This window comes from Methylomonas sp. MED-D, from assembly GCF_050276835.1.
Lineage (GTDB): Bacteria > Pseudomonadota > Gammaproteobacteria > Methylococcales > Methylomonadaceae > Methylomonas > Methylomonas koyamae_A.
Map to the genome: position 1 here is coordinate 403,518 of NZ_CP189965.1, position 20,139 is coordinate 423,656.

A 20,139-nucleotide genomic window follows, 5' to 3' on the forward strand; every position below is an offset into this window, starting at 1 on the left:
GTGGAAGAGTCCTGCGAGGCAGTTTTACAAGCCTACCTTGACTATCTCTCTTCTGAGAGGCGATTAGCAGCGAATACGCTAAGTAGCTATCAGCGAGATTTGTCGCGGTTTGTAGGTTACTGTGGCCAAAAGCAGATTCCAGTATACGGCGTCAAAACGTCAGATGTTCGTCGTTATATTGCCGGTCGGCACCGCGACGGGTTGGACGCTAAGACCATTCAACGCGAATTGGCTGCCATTCGGGGATATTATCGGTACTTGGTGAGGACGGGAGTCTTGGATCAAAACCCTGCTTTGTCGGTTCGCGCGCCGAAGGGTGAGCGAAAAATGCCGAAGGTGCTGGATGTTGATCAGATGTGCGGTTTGCTCAGCGTCAACCCGAATTCGATATTGGAGATTCGGGACTTGGCAATGTTTGAATTATTCTATTCATCGGGGCTGCGGCTGACTGAGTTGGTCGGGCTGGATGTTCGCGATCTTGATTTAAACAGCGGAATGTTAAGGGTGCGTTTCGGTAAGGGAGGCAGGCAACGATTGCTGCCGATGGGAATGCGTGCCGTATCGGCGGTAAGGCATTGGCTGGAATATAGACCGTCTTCGGAGTGTCAGTCCCTTTTTGTAGGTTTAAAAGGTAATCGTTTAAGCCCTCGAAGTATTCAGTCTCGGTTAGATAGATGGGGTAAGAAGCAGGGCGCTGCTGAGCGCTTGCATCCTCATATGTTAAGGCATTCGTTTGCTAGTCATATGTTGGAAGCCAGTCACGATATTCGCGCTGTTCAAGAGTTGTTAGGGCACAGCAATTTAGGAACTACACAGATATATACCCATTTGGACTTTCGCTATTTGGCTGACATCTACGACAATGCGCACCCAAGAGCTAGGAAAGTGAAAAATAGTTGACAGATGATGGTATCTGGCTATAATGAGCGGCTCTTCGTTACTGACTGAGTTAGCGACGAAGAGCGGCAAGATTTGCCGGGCTTGCGGTAGTGTTGTGGTGGCTGGTTTTTCGGAAGTTGTTGGTTTCTGGCTTCGAAAATAAAGTGTTGACACTTTCTGAAAGTTCTGTAGAATATGTCGGCTCAACAGGGCGAGATGCTCTGGCTCTTTAACAAGATGAATCGAAATAATTTGTGTGGGTATGTGTGGCGATACGTTTCTGTTAGAAATTATCGGCGCAGAGAATCCACGTCAATTCGCAAGAAACGACGTTCTGTAGTCGAGCCAAGATTGGATACTAATCTTATTTAGTATCAAGCATTATTAAACTGAAGAGTTTGATCATGGCTCAGATTGAACGCTGGCGGTATGCTTAACACATGCAAGTCGAACGCTGAAGGGTGCTTGCACCCGGATGAGTGGCGGACGGGTGAGTAATGCATAGGAATCTGCCTATTAGTGGGGGATAACGTGGGGAAACTCACGCTAATACCGCATACGATCTACGGATGAAAGCCGGGGACCTTCGGGCCTGGCGCTAATAGATGAGCCTATGTCGGATTAGCTAGTTGGTGGGGTAAAGGCCTACCAAGGCGACGATCCGTAGCTGGTCTGAGAGGATGATCAGCCACACTGGGACTGAGACACGGCCCAGACTCCTACGGGAGGCAGCAGTGGGGAATATTGGACAATGGGCGAAAGCCTGATCCAGCAATACCGCGTGTGTGAAGAAGGCCTGAGGGTTGTAAAGCACTTTCAATAGGAAGGAATACCTATCGGTTAATACCCGATAGACTGACATTACCTATACAAGAAGCACCGGCTAACTCCGTGCCAGCAGCCGCGGTAATACGGAGGGTGCAAGCGTTAATCGGAATTACTGGGCGTAAAGCGTGCGTAGGCGGTTTTTTAAGTCAGATGTGAAAGCCCTGGGCTTAACCTGGGAACTGCATTTGATACTGGAAGACTAGAGTTGAGTAGAGGAGAGTGGAATTTCAGGTGTAGCGGTGAAATGCGTAGAGATCTGAAGGAACACCAGTGGCGAAGGCGGCTCTCTGGACTCAAACTGACGCTGAGGTACGAAAGCGTGGGTAGCAAACAGGATTAGATACCCTGGTAGTCCACGCCGTAAACGATGTCAACTAACTGTTGGGTTCTTAAAGAACTTAGTAGTGGAGCTAACGTATTAAGTTGACCGCCTGGGGAGTACGGCCGCAAGGCTAAAACTCAAATGAATTGACGGGGGCCCGCACAAGCGGTGGAGCATGTGGTTTAATTCGATGCAACGCGAAGAACCTTACCTACCCTTGACATCCTCGGAACTTGTCAGAGATGACTTGGTGCCTTCGGGAACCGAGAGACAGGTGCTGCATGGCTGTCGTCAGCTCGTGTTGTGAAATGTTGGGTTAAGTCCCGTAACGAGCGCAACCCTTATCCTTAGTTGCCAGCGAGTCAAGTCGGGAACTCTAGGGAGACTGCCGGTGATAAACCGGAGGAAGGTGGGGACGACGTCAAGTCATCATGGCCCTTATGGGTAGGGCTACACACGTGCTACAATGGTCGGTACAGAGGGCAGCAAACTCGCGAGAGCCAGCAAATCCCAAAAAGCCGATCCTAGTCCGGATTGCAGTCTGCAACTCGACTGCATGAAGTCGGAATCGCTAGTAATCGCGGATCAGAATGCCGCGGTGAATACGTTCCCGGGCCTTGTACACACCGCCCGTCACACCATGGGAGTGGGTTGCAAAAGAAGTAGGTAGTTTAACCTTCGGGAGGGCGCTTACCACTTTGTGATTCATGACTGGGGTGAAGTCGTAACAAGGTAGCCCTAGGGGAACCTGGGGCTGGATCACCTCCTTACAAAGACAGAACACTGTCACACGTACTCACAACAAATTATTTCGATTGAAAGACGCACCTGGGTCTGTAGCTCAGTTGGTTAGAGCGCACCCCTGATAAGGGTGAGGTCGGAGGTTCAAATCCTCCCAGACCCACCAACTAACGAAAAGGCGAAAGTCTGAATCTATTCGGGGCCATAGCTCAGCTGGGAGAGCGCCTGCCTTGCACGCAGGAGGTCGGGAGTTCGATCCTCCCTGGCTCCACCATCACGTGACGTCGATCTTAAGCCAAGATATCAACATCAACGCTATACAGCTTTTCGGTTAATAACCCAAGGCTCGATAGCATTGATATTCGTATCAATACGCTCTTTAACAATATGGAAATCTGTAACCTAAGTCTTGATCGGCTAACGATCAATACTTAAAAACGAGTTGCGGGCGGTAGCCAGCGGCTTTCGAAAGAAAGCGGCCCAAAACCTCCGTAAAACGTTCTCAAGCAACATCAGCGAACATGTCAGCGACTAAAAACCTTAATACAGACGTATTCGGGTTATATGGTCAAGTGAATAAGCGCATACGGTGGATGCCTAGGCAGTAAGAGGCGATGAAAGACGTGGTAGCCTGCGAAAAGCGTCGGGGAGGTGGCAAACAACCTGTGATCCGGCGATGTCTGAATGGGGAAACCCGGCGAGGATAACCTCGTCATCTTTGAGTGAATACATAGCTCACTGAAGCGAACCCGGAGAACTGAAACATCTAAGTACCCGGAGGAAAAGAAATCAACCGAGATTCCCTAAGTAGTGGCGAGCGAACGGGGACTAGCCCTTAAGCTAGGATAAGGTTAGTGGAACGGTCTGGAAAGTCCGGCGATACAGGGTGATAGCCCCGTACACGAAAACCTTTTTTTAGTGAAATCGAGTAGGTCGGCGCACGTGAAACGTTGACTGAATATGGGGGGACCATCCTCCAAGGCTAAATACTCCTTACTGACCGATAGTGAACCAGTACCGTGAGGGAAAGGCGAAAAGAACCGCGGAGAGCGGAGTGAAATAGAACCTGAAACCGTATGCGTACAAGCAGTGGGAGCCCCTTCGTGGGGTGACTGCGTACCTTTTGTATAATGGGTCAGCGACTTACATTTTGTGGCAAGCTTAACCGAATAGGGGAGGCGTAGGGAAACCGAGTCTTAATAGGGCGTTGAGTCGCAAGGTGTAGACCCGAAACCGGGCGATCTATCCATGACCAGGTTGAAGGTGTGGTAACACACACTGGAGGACCGAACCCACTCCCGTTGAAAAGGTAGGGGATGAGTTGTGGATCGGAGTGAAAGGCTAATCAAGCTCGGAGATAGCTGGTTCTCCTCGAAAGCTATTTAGGTAGCGCCTCGTGTATCACTGCTGGGGGTAGAGCACTGTTTCGGCTAGGGGGTCATCCCGACTTACCAACCCGATGCAAACTCCGAATACCAGCAAGTGTCAGCACGGGAGACACACGGCGGGTGATAAGGTCCGTCGTGAAAAGGGAAACAGCCCAGACCGTCAGCTAAGGTCCCCAAATCATAGCTCAGTGGGAAACGATGTGGAAAGGCACAGACAGCCAGGAGGTTGGCTTAGAAGCAGCCATCCTTTAAAGAAAGCGTAATAGCTCACTGGTCGAGTCGGTCTGCGCGGAAGATTTACCGGGGCTAAGCTATGTACCGAAGCTACGGATTCACGCTTTGCGTGAGTGGTAGAGGAGCGTTCCGTACGCCTGCGAAGGTCGATTGAGAAGTCGGCTGGAGGTATCGGAAGTGCGAATGCTGACATAAGTAACGATAAAGGGGGTGAAAAACCCCCTCGCCGTAAACCCAAGGTTTCCTGCGCAACGTTAATCGACGCAGGGTTAGTCGGCACCTAAGGCGAGGCCGAAAGGCGTAGTCGATGGAAAACAGGTTAATATTCCTGTACCAGTTGTAACTGCGATGGGGTGACGGAGAAGGCTATATCAGCGGTCGGTTGGAAGTGGCCGTTTAAGCGTGTAGGCAGGCATCTTAGGCAAATCCGGGATGCTATATGCTGAGGCGTGATGACGAGTGTCTCGAAAGAAACGCGAAGTGATAGATGCCCTGCTTCCAGGAAAAACCTCTAAGCTTCAGGTTACAAGTGGCCGTACCCTAAACCGACACAGGTGGGTGGGATGAAAATTCTAAGGCGCTTGAGAGAACCCAGGTGAAGGAACTAGGCAAAATGATACCGTAACTTCGGGAGAAGGTATGCCGTTGATAAGTGAAGTCCCTCGCGGATGGAGCGTAAGGCGGTTGCAAAAAATCGGTGGCTGCGACTGTTTAGCAAAAACATAGCACTCTGCAAACACGAAAGTGGACGTATAGGGTGTGACGCCTGCCCGGTGCTGGAAGGTTAATTGATGGGGTTAGCGTAAGCGAAGCTCTTGATCGAAGCCCCAGTAAACGGCGGCCGTAACTATAACGGTCCTAAGGTAGCGAAATTCCTTGTCGGGTAAGTTCCGACCTGCACGAATGGCGTAACGATGGCCACACTGTCTCCACCTGGGACTCAGTGAAATTGAAATCGCTGTGAAGATGCAGTGTACCCGCGGCTAGACGGAAAGACCCCGTGCACCTTTACTATAGCTTGACACTGGACTTTGAACCTACTTGTGTAGGATAGGTGGGAGGCTTTGAAGCAGGAACGCCAGTTCTTGTGGAGCCAACCTTGAAATACCACCCTGGTATGTTTGGAGTTCTAACCTCGATCCATTATCTGGATTAGGGACAGTGTCTGGTGGGTAGTTTGACTGGGGCGGTCTCCTCCCAAAGAGTAACGGAGGAGCACGAAGGTACCCTCAGCCTGGTCGGAAATCAGGCAATGAGTGCAAAGGCATAAGGGTGCTTGACTGCGAGACGGACAAGTCGAGCAGGTACGAAAGTAGGTCTTAGTGATCCGGTGGTTCTGTATGGAAGGGCCATCGCTCAACGGATAAAAGGTACGCCGGGGATAACAGGCTGATACCGCCCAAGAGTTCATATCGACGGCGGTGTTTGGCACCTCGATGTCGGCTCATCACATCCTGGGGCTGAAGCAGGTCCCAAGGGTATGGCTGTTCGCCATTTAAAGTGGTACGCGAGCTGGGTTCAGAACGTCGTGAGACAGTTCGGTCCCTATCTGCCGTGGGCGTTTGAGATTTGAGGGAAGCTGCTTCTAGTACGAGAGGACCGAAGTGGACGAACCTCTGGTGTTCCAGTTGTCCTGCCAAGGGCATTGCTGGGTAGCCACGTTCGGACAGGATAACCGCTGAAAGCATCTAAGCGGGAAGCCCCTCCCAAGATGAGATCTCACTGGGACTTTAAGTCCCCTGAAGGGCCGTTGGAGACGACAACGTTGATAGGCACGGTGTGGAAGTCCAGTAATGGGCGTAGCTAACGTGTACTAATTGCCCGTGAGGCTTGACCATATAACACCCAATGCGTTTGGGTTGTCTAAGACAATCGCTGAAAACAACGCAAGAGAACGAACTCGATACAGATTTCCATGAAAAGCAGGTCAAAGGCAAAACCACGTAAGCGCGAATGTCCGCACAAGCTGTGGTTAGATTAAATAATGCCTGAAGGCTAAGCCAAACGGCTTAACCGACCTGTTGCATGACAGTTGGTCAACAACCGACTTAACCAGTTTGCTTGGTGAACATAGCAAGCGTGAACCACCCGATCCCATCCCGAACTCGGAAGTGAAACCGCTTAGCGCCGATGATAGTGTGGCAGGTTGCCATGTGAAAGTAGGTCATCGCCAAGCGCCTATACCAAAAGCCCGCTTATTAATCTAATAGGCGGGCTTTTTTTGTCTTGCTCGATTAGTAACTGTCTATTTGGCGACTTATTCTGAACGATAGCCCATCGCTCGTTCCAACGCCCTTGAGCGCAAGGTGAAATAAGCTTCAAGCCGCGCTACTAGATTTTTATAAGGTGTGGCTAGGTATTCGGTTGGGAATGCTTCGTTAAGACGCGCAGATGGCACAACAACAAGCGAATTCAAGCCAGATCCAAAAAGACTGAAATAATCTCCATCTGCCGGCCTAAAATGCTTTTCTTGCGATTTCCATCGACCACATGCCAAGAATACCAGAATAAGAGCGATTTCATGTATGTAATGCTGTATGGACTCTAGAAGCGGTCTAACCCCTGCCAACTGGGCGTTTTCATTTGCCAATTCGCCAACAGAGCGATGCGTTAAGTATCCAAATTTATGGTCGGAGAGCTAAACCAGATTTAACGATATGGCTGAACGTAATATGCTGCTTAGGCGGGCGCAAGCACTTATTGTAGGAAACGATGAATTGACTTGACAAGGATTTGCAAGATGGTAGACTGCCTCGCACCTCAAGGGAGGGGGTGTCTTCTTAATTTAGAAGGCTTGAATTCAGGAAAAACAAAGAACTCCCGATATGATCGGGGATTTAGACAATCTTTTAGGAGGTAGAAATGGCTGCTACAACTGAATCAGTTAAGGCTGATGCTGCGGAAGCACCGCTTTTAAATCAAAAAAACCTGTGGGCAGGCATCGCACTGTACTTGGGTTTTTATTCATTCATTCGTTGGTACGAAGGCGTTTACGGCTGGTCAGCTGGTCTGGACTCATTCGCGCCTGAGTTCGAAACATACTGGATGAATATGCTGTACATCGAGATCGTAGTCGAAGTTATCCTGTTCGCAGGTATCAACGGCTATATCTGGAAAACTCGTGACCGTAAAGTAATGTCGATCACTCCACGTGAAGAGTTGCGTCGTCACTTTACTCACTGGACTTGGTTGGTTTGCTACGGTTGGGCAATCTACTGGGGTGCTTCTTACTTTACCGAGCAAGACGGCACATGGCACCAAACCATCGTTCGTGATACCGACTTTACCCCAAGTCACATCATCGAGTTCTATCTGTCTTACCCAATCTACATCATTACTGGTTCTGCTTCTTTCATGTACGCAAAAACCAGACTGCCTACCTATCAAGAAGGTTTGCACCTGATGTATTTGATCGCAGTTATCGGTCCATTCATGATTCTGCCAAACGTTGGTTTGAATGAATGGGGTCACACATTCTGGTTTATGGAAGAGTTGTTCGTTGCACCTTTGCACTACGGTTTCGTATTCTTTGGTTGGGCTGCTCTGGCTGTAATGGGTGTTGTGAACACCGAAGTAATGGCAATTACCAAATTGCTGAAAAAAGACCTGGCTTAATTCAGGCTTTTAAAAGTAAAAACTATCTCCTTTCTTGCTCCGGTCCGCCATTGGTCGGAGCAGGATAAGAGAGTGGTAAAAAATATAATTTTAATTCTTTAGGAGGTAAGCTAATGAGCGCATCTCAATCAGCTGTACGTTCTCGTGCGGAAGCGGTACAAGTTTCCCGTACGTTTGACTGGATGATTCTTTTTACACTGTTCACAGCGGTTCTGGGCGGTTATCACATTCACTACATGTTGACCGGTGGTGACTGGGACTTCTGGACCGACTGGAAAGATAGACGTCTGTGGGTAACCGTGGCGCCTATCGTTTCTATTACTTTCCCTGCGGCTGTTCAAGCATGCTTGTGGTGGAGATACCGTTTGCCAGTCGGCGCAACTCTGTCTGTTGTTGCTCTGATGATTGGTGAGTGGATTAACCGTTACATGAACTTCTGGGGTTGGACATACTTCCCAGTCAATATCTGCTTCCCTTCAAACCTGATTCCTGGCGCAATCGTGCTGGATACAATCCTGATGTTGGGCAACAGCATGACTTTGACTGCGGTAGTTGGTGGCCTTGCTTATGGTCTGTTGTTCTACCCAGGTAACTGGCCAGTAATCGCACCTCTGCACGTTCCTGTAGAGTACAACGGTATGATGATGACTTTGGCTGACTTGCAAGGTTATCACTATGTTCGTACCGGTACTCCTGAGTACATCCGGATGGTTGAGAAAGGTACTTTAAGAACTTTCGGTAAAGACGTTGCTCCTGTATCAGCGTTCTTCTCCGGTTTCGTTTCTATCATCATCTACTTCTTGTGGCATTTCTTCGGCAGATGGTTTGCTAAAACCGATTTCATCGCTGACGACGCTTCTTAATTAGAACGGTTCGATAAAAATGAAGCTGGCAATTTAATTGCATATAGATTGCCAGAAAGTCTTAATTTAAATTCTCTAGTGATAGAGGAGGAAATATGAAAATAATAAAAGACAAAGTTGCAAAACTGTCCTTTGTCGCACTGTTGGTCGCAATGACAGCAGCGATGTTTTACGCTCCAACGGCATCTGCTCATGGTGAAAAGTCACAGGCTGCGTTTATGCGGATGCGGACTATTCACTGGTTTGACTTGAACTGGTCAAAAGAAGAAGTACCCGTTAACGAAACGATGACCATTTCTGGTAAGTTCCTGGTATTCGCAGGCTGGCCTGAAACCGTTGATAAACCAGAAGTTTCGTTCTTGAACGTTGGTATTCCTGGTCCAGTATTTATCCGTGCTGGTTCTTGGATTGGTGGCCAACTGGTTCCTCGTTCAGTTTCCTTGGAATTGGGTGAAGTATACGAATTTAAAGTTCTGCTGAAAGCTCGTCGTCCTGGTGACTGGCACGTTCATTCCATGATGAACGTACAAGGCGGTGGTCCTATCATCGGTCCTGGTAAATGGGTAACCATTACCGGTTCAATGAAAGAATTCGTAAACCCTGTTACCACTCTGACCGGTCAAACCATAGACCTGGAACACTACGCTCTGGATAACGTCTATTTCTGGCACGCAGTATGGTTCGTAATTGCGTTCGCTTGGTTGCTGTTCTGGATCAAACGTCCTCTGTTCGTTCCACGTCATATCGCTGTAAGCACCGGCAAAGCAGATTCTTTGATCTCAGCTGGTGACAAAAAAGTTGGTATGCTGTTCGCAGTTGGTACTATGGTTATCGTTGCCGCCTCAATGGGCACAACCAACGAAAAATACCCTGTAACAACTCCGCTGCAAGCTGGTTTGTTGCGTGGTATGAAAACTTATCAAATGCCAGAAGCTACTGTTTCTGTAAAAGTTGATGACGCTTCTTACCGTGTACCTGGTCGTGCGATGCAAATGACCTTGACTATCACCAACAACGGTGATTCTCCTGTTCGTTTGGGCGAGTTCAACACAGCGGGTGTTCGCTTCCTGGATCCTGCGGTTCATGAAGACGATACAGCTTATCCTGACGACTTGTTGGCTGAAGAAGGTCTGACTGTTAGCGATAACAGCCCTCTGGCTCCAGGCGAAACCCGCACTGTCGAAGTTACAGCTTCTGACGCTGCTTGGGAAGTATACCGTCTGGCCGACTTGATCTACGATCCAGACAGCCGCTTCGCTGGTCTGTTGTTCTTCTGGGATGCTAACGGCAGCCGTCAATTGGTAACTATTGACGCTCCGCTGATCCCGACTTTCATCTAATTAATGAAAGTCTAAGCGTAAAAGCTTAGAGGATTGAAAGCCCTCGCTATTGAAAAATAGCGGGGGTTTTTTTTTAATCTGTGTATTTAATTTGCCAGGCAACGCAATGCCCAAGGCTTAAATGTGTAGCACGGATTGAGGTTGTAACAGGATTATTTAAGAGCAAGGCATGAAAAAAATCTTATTAATTGTACTGTCAGTAACTATCTTGGCAGGATGTTCGGAAAAAGAAGACTATAAACTAGCCGTATTAGAACAAATGAAAGCAGATAAGGACATACAGGATTACAGAATATCACCGGAGATTATGACTAATTGCGTAGTAGCTTCAACGTCAAGCAATATGCCTGGATTGTTCTTATTAGATCCAGTACGTCGAGTAGCCTACAAAAATTACACAAAAATGTTGAGCTTGAATAAATCTCCTGATCCTAAAAAAACGCTATCGGAATTGAGAAGCGACTTTGGTGATCCAAAAAAACTTGCGGATGCACATTCAAATTACACCGAGAGCATAGTTGAATGTATGTCGAATCAGGTGACCAGCACCGAAGAGAGTAATCCGCAAAAATAAGATTTGCCGATAACTCAGTAGCCAAGCTTGTATCTGGTTAATACGTATCGCACAGGGGATAAAATGTGCACTACACTTTACGACGCAGAAAAATGAAGAACAAACCTTCGGCTATGTTTCGAAGCAAGCCGTCGTTCACAATTTGGATATTTTGTCAAAGTTAGGTAAACGCAAACTTTATGAACCTCACTCTGCAAGTGCTGACTTATAAAGGGGTGCCTATTGCTCAACCGCTGAACGCGGAATTCGATGAGAAAGGCGGGACGATAGGCAGAAAGCCGGGAAATACGTTAGTCTTGGTTGATCCAGAGAGCTTTATATCCGGTCACCACGCGAATATCTCTTTTCAAGCCAACTGCTTTTATATCCAAGATGCCAGTAAAAATGGCACACACTTGGTCAATGAGGGACTAACGTTAAATAATGAATTACACTTATTGCCTGATAATTCCTTAATACGTATCGGTGAGTACGAGCTTATCGCTAACTATCGAGTTAGCGAGCCAATTACTTCGCCGGTAACTGAAAACACAAGCGGAGCGTTTGAGTTTTCAATGCCGGGCCCTTTCAGTGCGGATAATTCTCCGTTTGCCGCAGTGCAAGATGACATTGCTCCGTTTCAAAAAAATGCGTTCGCCGAAGAGCTAATATCTTCTACCTTTAATGATAGCTTTACACCTCCTCCGGCATTAAGTGTTGGAGATGCGCCTAAGGATATTGGAGATTTATTGAAGGGACTCGATGCGCTGGCAAAAAGTAGTGACGAATCGGAACTATCACCCTTTCAGAGTGCCCCTGATTTCTGTATTGACGCACCAAGGGAGATACCTGAGATTAAGCAGTTTGAGGTAGAGGCACCGAAATCCAGTGTCGCGCAACCTTCGCCTTCTTTCCCCGAGGCTCCAAAACCGTTTACCGTAGCAAAGTCTGCAGATGAAGATGCTGTATACGGAACGGCAACTGACACGAAACACCTACTCTCATGTTTTTTGGAAGGCGCAGGTGTGCACGAAGCGGCGTTTTCAACGCCCGAGCAATGGCCCGAGGTTATGCGGACAGCTGGGATATTATTCCGGAGTTTAACTGTAGGCCTTATGGACGTGTTAAGGGCCCGGGCAGAAATGAAAAGCGAATTCAGAGTTTCGGTGACGACTATCAAATCATTCGACAACAACCCGTTAAAATTTAACCCGGATGTCGAAAGCGTGCTGAAACTAATGTTAATGCCTGGAAATCCAGCGTTTATCGACCCGAAATCAGCGGTGGATGAGGCGTATAACGACATTAGTTCGCATCAAATGGCCATGACTGCCGGAATACAGGCATCGCTTGTCGCGATATTAAAACGTTTCGATCCAGATTTATTCGAAAAGTCACTCGGTGAAGGTATCGTGTTTCAAAAGAAAGCGAAATGTTGGGATCAATACTGCGAAGCCTATCCGCATTTGACAAAATCGGCACAAGAGGATTTCTTCGGTGAAGAATTCGCTAACGCGTATGAAATGCAAATGAAATTGCTCATGCGCCGGTAAAAGGCCGGGAGCGGAGCGCTAAACGACTTCCCTGTAACTAGCAAAATGTTTGACTAAATATGTCTAATAACAACAGGATCGTTTGGTCCGAGGGTATGTTTCTTCGCCCGCAACATTTCCAGCAGCATGATCGCTATTTGGAAGCGCGGATAGACGGACGCTGTCATGGCATTCGTGCATTCGATTGGGGTTATTCTGCCCTGGAAATTGATCACGGATCATTGGCGATTGGAAAAATCTGCCTGTTAAGGGCAAGGGGAATCTTCCAAGACGGTACACCATATAATCTGCCTACGGAAGACGAATTACCGTTACCACTGGATATACCATCAGGGACTACTGACGAAAGGGTCTATTTAGCCTTGCCTATGCGTCGGTCAGAAGCTGCGGAAACCGATGACGAGTATACGCCCGATTCATTGGCTCGTTACCGGATAGCAACTAGGGATGTGAGAGATAGCAATGCTGGGAATGATGGACGCTACCCGGTTCAAATTGGGGTTATTCGCCCGCGCTTAATGTTGGAAAGCGAGGAGCGCTCGGGTTTTTTGTGTTTGGGCGTTGCTCGAATAATTGAAGTTCGCGCGGATAAAACTGTGCTACTGGATGAAAACTATATACCCCCTGTTTTAAAGGCGGGTGCGTGCGGCTTATTATCCGGCTTTTTACGAGAACTGAATGGTTTGTTACACACTCGTGGGGAAGCTTTGGCCTCGCGAGTATCCGGCGCATCGCAAGGTGCCGGGGTTGCGGAAGTCGCCGATTTCATGTTGCTGCAAACCATCAATCGCTACCAACCGCTGCTTCAGCACTTAGCCAACGAAACGAGTCTCCACCCGGAAAGCATGTTTAGTCTAAGCTTGCAAATCATGGGAGACCTCTCAACTTTTTACAGGCAGAACAAGCGTCCGGCGAAAATGCCGGACTACCAGCATGACGATTTACGGTTAAGCTTCATTCCGTTGATCGAAGAATTACGTCGGTTACTGAGTATGGTGCTTGAGCAGAACGCCATCCAGATTCCGCTAAACAAACATAGTCAATCCGTTTACTACTCCGGTCGTCCAGACGTCAAACTGTTGGATAGTGCGATATACGTGTTGGCGGCAGGCGCGCAGATTTCGTCGGAAATGCTACGTACTCACTTTCCGCCACAAGTCAAAATAGGTCCCGTCGAAGAAATCACTCAACTAGTGACAGCGGCGCTACCTGGAATCTCTATTCACCCACTACCGGTCGCCCCAAGACAGCTGCCCTATCACGCCGGCTATTCATATTTCGAACTCGACAAACATAGTCCGTACTGGAAGAAGATGGCGGATTCAGGTGGTTTCGCTTTCCATATCGGCGGTAATTTTCCAGGCTTGGAATTGGAATTTTGGGCCATCAAAAAAGGGTGATGATTATGGTGCAAGGTGGACCTTTCGGTGACGACGACAAAACCGTACTTCGGCCCATGCCTGGCGGGCGATCACCGGATGTCGGCGCCAGCCGGCCAGCCGCTCAGATTCAGCCCCCCCTAAATATTCAGGCGCCTGTCAACTTGATAGAGGCCTTGCCGTTTAGGCAATCCGGCTCCTTGGTCGATTTGGCTGCGGGCTTGTTGTCACTAGCGTCCAGATTGAAACAAACGGTAAGCTACCCTGCGGTTGATGAACTCAAGCAAAAATTGGGAAAGGAGGTGCGCGAGTTCGAAAACCGCACCTTGGCCGCCGGCATTCCGACTGAACAAGGCCGAATGGCCAGCTATTGTTTATGTACGTTTCTGGATGAAATCATTCAAAACACCCCTTGGGGCAGTCAAAGTAACTGGGGGCACCAGAGCTTGTTAATCGTGTTTCATAAGGAGGCCTGGGGTGGAGAGCGTTTTTTTCAAATCGTCGATTATCTGGTCAAGCAGCCGGCGCAAAGCTTGTCATTATTGGAGTTTTGCTATGTATTAATGAGTTTTGGGTTCGAAGGGAAATACCGAGTTATTCCGAATGGTTTAAACGATATAGAGCGCCAGCGCTTGGAGTTATATCAGCTCATCCAACGAGTTCGGGGCGACTTTGAACCGGAGTTGTCGCCACGCTGGCGCGGCCAAAATACTGGAAAAAGCAACTTGATGAAGCAGGTTCCCCTCTGGATATTCGGAGCGGTGGCGGCGGGTTTGCTGATACTGTGCTATCTAGGGTTTGCCTATTGGATCAATTCGACTTCAGACCCGGTATACCGAGATTTATTAACGTTGACCGCCGCGCCAGCCCAAACTACCGTTGATACGTCCGCGGCGCAATCTGCTCAAACGCAAGTAAAAGCCGTGCCGCATCTGGAGAGGTTCAAGCCGCTGCTGAAGGACGAAATCGCCGCGAATATGGTAGAAGTTGTCGATGATAGCGTCATTCGCGTCCGTAATTCGTTTCCATCCGGTAGCGATCAGGTGAAACCCGAGTTTCTGCCAATGCTCAAGAAAATCGCCAAGGAGCTGGAAAATGGTCAGGAGAGTATATTAGTAACCGGCCACACCGATGATAAGCCCATTGTGTCGGCCAAATTCCCGTCCAATTGGAGTCTGTCCACCGCTAGGGCAAAAAACGTATTGACTATTTTGCAACAGTCGGCCCAATTGGCAGGCACTGCCCGAGCCGAAGGCCGGGCTGACGGAGAGCCGCTGGAGCCTAACGATAGCCCGGAACACCGGGCGTTCAATCGTCGTGTCGATATTTTGGTGAAGTGAGATAGCCGCGTGGGACGGATTATGGTTTTCTTGAAAACAAAATGGGTGCTGGAACTGCTTGGCGTGCTTGCCGTTGCGCTGCTGATCTGGTTTATCGGTCCGTTGATTGCGATAGCCGGAGCAGTTCCGTTGGAGTCCGAATGGGCTCGCTGGTTGGCGATAGGGATTTTGGTCGCTGTCTGGTTGGCATATCGTATGCTGCATAAGGTACTCTCGACCAACCGCGAGAAAAAACTGATCGCGGACTTAGCGACGGCCGATGCCAACGACGCGGCTTCCGCCAGCGAAGCGGAATTGGACGTGCTGCGGCGCGGTTTTGAGGATGCCCTACAGCTATTAAAAACGCCGACCGGTAAATCGCGCGGTAGCCAGTATTTGTACGAGCTACCCTGGTACGCCATCATCGGTGCGCCGGGCTCCGGTAAAACTACCGCACTAATCAACTCCGGCTTGCATTTTCCTCTGGCCGAGCGCTTGGGCAAACATGCGATTAAAGGCGTCAGCGGGACCCGAGATTGTGATTGGTGGTTTAGCGACGAAGCAGTGCTGTTAGATACCGCCGGTCGATACACAACCCAAGATAGCCATCAGCAGGTCGATGCATCGGCTTGGCACGGCTTTTTGCAGTTGTTAAAAAAATACCGGCCGCGTAGGCCGTTAAACGGGGTTTTCGTCGCCGTCAGCGTCGGCGATTTAATGCGGCAAACCGAGGAAGAAATTCGCCAGCATGCCACGGCTGTGCGCCAGCGTATCATGGAACTAAACGGCCAATTGGGCGTGCAGTTGCCCGTTTATGTATTGTTCACCAAAACTGATTTGCTGGCCGGGTTTACCGACTTTTATGCCAATCTGAGCGAGGACGGGCGTGGACAGGTATGGGGTGAAACTTTTGCGCCGGGAGCGGGCGTTCAAGACCTGCCGCAGCACCTCGATCAATTTCGGCTCGCGTACGACGAATTGGTGGACCGCTTGCTGCAGCGCCGCCTGAAGCGCATGCAAGAAGAGCGCGACCTACAACGCCGTGCGGCGATATTCGATTTTCCGCAGCAAATGATGTTGTTGAAATCGTCAGCTTTGCAATTTCTCGAAACCACGTTTGCGGTTAGCCGATACGAGGAGCCGTTTTTACTACGCGGGGTTTATTTCAGTAGCGGTACTCAAGAAGGCACGCCTATCGACCGGGTGTTGTCAGCCTTGGCGAGCAGCTTTCGCTTGGAACGTCAGGCCGTGCCGATGATGAGCGGACGCGGCAAGAGTTTCTTTCTCGGCAAATTGCTCAAACAGGTCGTATTCCCGGAAGCCGATTTGGTGGGTGTCGATCCGAAGATCGAACGCCGCTATCGATTGTTGTCGCTTGGCGCTTACGCCGCCACGGCGGGCGTCGTCGCTATTGCCGTGGTTTGCTGGTTTGTTAGTCTGACCGCAAATAAACTGGCGCTGGCTGAAGTCGAGAAACATGTAGCCGCGTTTCGCGCCAGCAATGCGGTCGGCACGGACACCCGCAGCGGATTTATCGCGTTGTTGCCCAAACTCAATGCTCTTACCGATGCACGAGAGGTTTATCGCCAAGTGGGTTGGAGTGGGGGGGGCGGCCTCTACCAGGGCGACAAGATCGAAGCCGGTGTCAATGTGGCCTACGAAAAACTGCTTAGGGATAACTTCTTGCCGTTAGTTGTCGTGCGCTTAAAGGAACGTATGCAGGGCGACGAAGGCGCTAATCTGGATGTGTTATATCAGTTGTTGCGCGTATACCTGATGTTCGGCGATCCGAAGCGCATGGATATCAAGGTCGCGCAACCCTGGGTTAAGCTGGATTGGGAGCATCAGTTTTCCACGGACCCCGAAACGCAGGCCCAGTTGCTGACTCACTTGGACAATTTACTGGCGCTCGACTTGGATTCGGCGCCGATTGATAACAGCTTCGTCACGTCGGTTCGTAACAAACTAACCCAGGTGCCGCTGGTCAACCAAGTTTATAGCCGCTTCAAAAGCGAAGCCCTATTCGATCACGATCACGATGTCATATTGGCCGGCCAATTGGCGCCGAACGGCGATCGCGTATTTTCCGCCGCCAATGGCAAGGGCCTGGATAGTCTGATTGTGCCCGGTTTGTTTACCGGGTACGGCTATACTGACTGGTTTTTAAAGAAAGGCATGGATTACGTCAAGGAAGCCGCCTCGCAAAATTGGGTGCTGGGTGTCAGTGCCACCGATACGGTGTTGGAATTGGATCGCCTGTACGGCGACTTCAAACGCCTGTATCTGGCCGATTATCAAAAGATGTGGGATGGCGTGCTGACGGCGGTCAAGTTTCGACCGCAACCGAGCACGACGCAACTGGTCGATACCTTGGATCTGCTGTCCCGACCCGATTCGCCGTTAAAACTGCTGCTGGAGTTGGTCGAGAAAAATACCTCGTTGAGCAAGCTGTCGGCCAATCTGGCGGATAGTTTGACCAAAGCGGCCGGCGGCGGGTTAGCCGTTCCGGAAGCGGCAACCCAAAAGTTGCTTGCCATGGCCAAGCAAGGCGACAGCGGTATTGATCCGGTTAAAGCTTTGGAGGCTTATTTCGAGCCCTTCAACTTACAAGTGCGTGGCGCGGCCGATAGGCCTGCGCCGATAGCATCTACCCTGACCAGTCTGAAGAATTTGCACGACTATCTGATGCAGATCGGCGCGGCCAGTAATGCCGGAGGCCAGGCACTGTCCACCGAGGCCGCCAAAGCCGCCGGCGGCGGCATCGATCCCATCCAAGCCGCCAAAATGGAGTTCGCGCGTTTGCCAGGTCCGATCGCCGCGTCGTTGAACGCATTGACCGCGACTGGCGGCCAGCAAATCAAGACGGGCGCCAAGGGCCAGTTGAACGATTTGTTGAAGACTTCGGTCAGTTTGCCGTGCAAAGCCGCATTGACCGGTCGCTACCCGTTCGCAAAAAACACTCCGCAAGACGTGTTGATGGCCGACTTCGGCAAGGTCTTTGCCGCGAACGGCGTGGTAGATCAATTTTTCAACACCAATCTGAAGGCCTTTGTCGATACCGCGCAGGTGCAATGGCGGGAGTTGGCCTCCGATAACGCGCTGGGCTTGGCGCCGGCGAGCATCCGCCAATTCCAAATTGCCGCCAAAATTCGCGACGCGTTTTTCCCGAACGGCGGGGCGGTGCCGCAAGTGCAATTCGAGTTAAAACCGTTGACCCTGGACGACCGGATCGGGACTTTTCGGCTGAATGTCGAAGGCCAGGAGCTGGTTTACCGCCATGGTCCGGAGCAGTTGACCAAATTCCAATGGCCCGGCACCAACAACAGTGCCGGGGTTCGGGTCGTGTTCGAAGCCTTGGACGGCAAGCAAGTCAGTCGGACTAAGGAAGGGGCATGGGCTTTATTTCGGATGCTGGACGAATTCAATATCGAGCCGACTAGTCTGCCGGACCGCTTCAATTTGACCGTGCAATTGGAGGGTTATAGCGCCCGTTTCGAGCTGCGTGCCGCTAGCGTCAATAACCCGTTCGGCATCAGCGAGTACCAAACTTTTCGTTGTCCGGAGTCGTTGTGAGCGTTCCGGAAAATCACCGCGTCGGTTTTTTCGGCAAAGTACCGGCGCTGGGTGATTTTGTCAGTCGGCGCTTGCCCAGACAGTTTATCGATCCCTGGGATCAATGGCTGCAAGGATCGTTGCGTGCCAGCCAGGAAATGTTGGGCGACCAGTGGCTTTCGCTATTTCTGGTCAGCCCGATTTGGCGCTTTACACTTAGTCCCGGCCTTTGCGGGCCGTCGGCTTGGGCCGGCGTGATGATGCCCAGCGTCGACCGGGTGGGGCGTTATTATCCGCTGACCTTGGCGCAGGCGGTCGATGCCAATGCCGTTTCAGCTTTGTTTTTGCCGGAGTCCGATTGGTTTTCCCGTTTGGAGGAGGCGGCTTTGGCCGGCTTGGCCGAACAGTTTGATCTGGATGGCTTTGATCGCGAGATTCTGGCGATCGATGCGGCGTCGGCCGGTCAGTTCGCGCTGGATTCCCCGGGAGAACGCGTAGGTTCCGCTAAGCAAGCGGTTCGCTTCGACCTGGACTCATTGGCGCAGGTGGGCAACGTGTTCCCGCGCTTGAGTCAGTTGTTGCTTGACCGCTATTTGGGCAATTACAGCCTATGGGCTTGTCATGGCACTCAACAGGGCCGGCCGAATTTTTTGTATTGCGAAGGTTTGCCGCCACTCGATGCCTACGCTGGTTTCCTACAAGGCGCGCCGCGCCGCAGCAATGCTTGGCAGTGCCAGGTTTTCAGTCTTGCGACGCCGCCGGTTTCCGAGGCCGTCGGTGGCGTGAATTCGGAGCCGCCGCCGCTGCCACCGCTGCCGGAGTTATCCGGCGTTGTGCCGAGTTTGGCTTGGAATTCTCACGGGATTACCGTGGTGGGCAACAAGCGTAAACACAACGAGGACGCGATGCTGTGTCGACCAGGCCAGGGTTTATGGGTGGTGGCCGACGGTATGGGCGGCCACCAGTCCGGCGATTTGGCTAGCCGCCTGTTGGTAGACAGTCTCGCGGAAATGCCTGAATTGGCCGACTTGGATGCGGAAATTGCCTGGGTCGGTAGTCGTTTGATTAAGGTCAACGACGATTTGTGCCGTTTTGCGCTAAGTTTGCAGCAAGGTGCGGTGATCGGTACCACCGTGGTAGTGCTGCTGGCCAGGGGGCGCCAGTGCGCGGCGGTCTGGGCCGGGGACAGCCGCTTGTACCGGTTTCGGGCCGGCCGGATAGAGCAGGTCACCCGCGACCACACATTATTGGACGAATTGATGGAAACCGGTTTGATGAGCCGAGAAGACGCCTTGCAGCAAGTCGGCGCCAACGTAATTACTCGGGCAGTCGGCGGTCAGAGCAAGTTGGAACTGGATACACTGCGCTTCGTTGCCGAAGCCGGTGACCGCTATCTGTTATGTAGCGACGGATTGGATAAGGAGCTGGCTGACGATGAAATTGCCGACATGTTGGCCGGTGCCAGCTGCCAAACGGTTGCGGAAGCCTTGATCAATGCCGCGCTAAATCGCACGGGTCGGGACAATATTACCGTCGTCGTCGCCGAGTGGGCATGACTGCGGTTGAGTGGCTT

10 protein-coding genes, 2 tRNA genes and 3 rRNA genes are annotated in these 20,139 nt (G+C 50.7%); all 15 read left to right on the forward strand.

The window, feature by feature from the left end; all coding sequences use genetic code 11:
• The 15 genes from xerC to tagF all read left to right on the forward strand — a co-directional run bounded on the left by xerC (position 1) and on the right by tagF (position 20,122).
• Positions 1-900: a tyrosine recombinase XerC gene (gene xerC / locus ACQE3E_RS01790; RefSeq protein ID WP_313729248.1), complete on the forward strand. Its 900-nt coding sequence runs from the start codon at positions 1-3 to the stop codon at positions 898-900.
• Positions 901-1,265: 365 nt separating this feature from the next.
• A 16S ribosomal RNA gene (locus ACQE3E_RS01795) occupies positions 1,266-2,799 on the forward strand.
• Positions 2,800-2,859: 60 nt separating this feature from the next.
• Positions 2,860-2,936: transfer RNA gene (locus tag ACQE3E_RS01800), tRNA-Ile, on the forward strand.
• A 32-nt stretch (positions 2,937-2,968) separates the two neighbouring features.
• Positions 2,969-3,044 (forward strand) — tRNA-Ala (locus tag ACQE3E_RS01805).
• A 292-nt stretch (positions 3,045-3,336) separates the two neighbouring features.
• A 23S ribosomal RNA gene (locus ACQE3E_RS01810) occupies positions 3,337-6,230 on the forward strand.
• 222 nt (positions 6,231-6,452) lie between these two features.
• A 5S ribosomal RNA gene (gene rrf, locus ACQE3E_RS01815) occupies positions 6,453-6,568 on the forward strand.
• Together the 16S, 23S and 5S rRNA genes with 2 tRNA genes alongside form the textbook arrangement of a ribosomal RNA operon.
• Positions 6,569-7,254: 686 nt before the next feature.
• Positions 7,255-8,007: a bacterial ammonia monooxygenase, subunit AmoC gene (gene amoC / locus ACQE3E_RS01820; RefSeq protein WP_071156219.1), complete on the forward strand. Its 753-nt coding sequence runs from the start codon at positions 7,255-7,257 to the stop codon at positions 8,005-8,007.
• A 113-nt stretch (positions 8,008-8,120) separates the two neighbouring features.
• Complete coding sequence (gene amoA, locus ACQE3E_RS01825) at positions 8,121-8,870, forward strand: bacterial ammonia monooxygenase, subunit AmoA (protein WP_064028762.1); 750 nt, start codon at positions 8,121-8,123, stop codon at positions 8,868-8,870.
• Positions 8,871-8,965: 95 nt separating this feature from the next.
• Positions 8,966-10,210, forward strand: a complete 1,245-nt coding sequence (amoB, locus tag ACQE3E_RS01830; RefSeq protein WP_064028764.1) for a bacterial ammonia monooxygenase, subunit AmoB — start codon at positions 8,966-8,968, stop codon at positions 10,208-10,210.
• A gap of 169 nt (positions 10,211-10,379) precedes the next feature.
• Positions 10,380-10,784, forward strand: coding sequence for a hypothetical protein (locus ACQE3E_RS01835; protein WP_313729247.1), 405 nt, complete (start codon positions 10,380-10,382; stop codon positions 10,782-10,784).
• 179 nt (positions 10,785-10,963) lie between these two features.
• Complete coding sequence (gene tagH / locus ACQE3E_RS01840) at positions 10,964-12,316, forward strand: type VI secretion system-associated FHA domain protein TagH (RefSeq protein ID WP_313729246.1); 1,353 nt, start codon at positions 10,964-10,966, stop codon at positions 12,314-12,316.
• A gap of 59 nt (positions 12,317-12,375) precedes the next feature.
• The gene (gene tssK, locus ACQE3E_RS01845) at positions 12,376-13,716 is read left to right on the forward strand and encodes a type VI secretion system baseplate subunit TssK (RefSeq protein WP_071156213.1); all 1,341 of its coding nucleotides are present in this window, start codon (positions 12,376-12,378) and stop codon (positions 13,714-13,716) included.
• Positions 13,717-13,772: 56 nt separating this feature from the next.
• Positions 13,773-15,035, forward strand: coding sequence for a type IVB secretion system protein IcmH/DotU (gene icmH / locus ACQE3E_RS01850; RefSeq protein WP_231883660.1), 1,263 nt, complete (start codon positions 13,773-13,775; stop codon positions 15,033-15,035).
• A 21-nt stretch (positions 15,036-15,056) separates the two neighbouring features.
• Complete coding sequence (gene tssM, locus ACQE3E_RS01855; RefSeq protein WP_313729244.1) at positions 15,057-18,587, forward strand: type VI secretion system membrane subunit TssM; 3,531 nt, start codon at positions 15,057-15,059, stop codon at positions 18,585-18,587.
• Positions 18,584-20,122 (forward strand): type VI secretion system-associated protein TagF, encoded by a 1,539-nt coding sequence (tagF, locus tag ACQE3E_RS01860; protein ID WP_313729243.1) that lies wholly within the window; start codon positions 18,584-18,586, stop codon positions 20,120-20,122. The genes tssM and tagF overlap by 4 nt, the downstream gene beginning before the upstream one ends.
• The last annotated feature ends 17 nt before the right edge of the window (positions 20,123-20,139 follow it).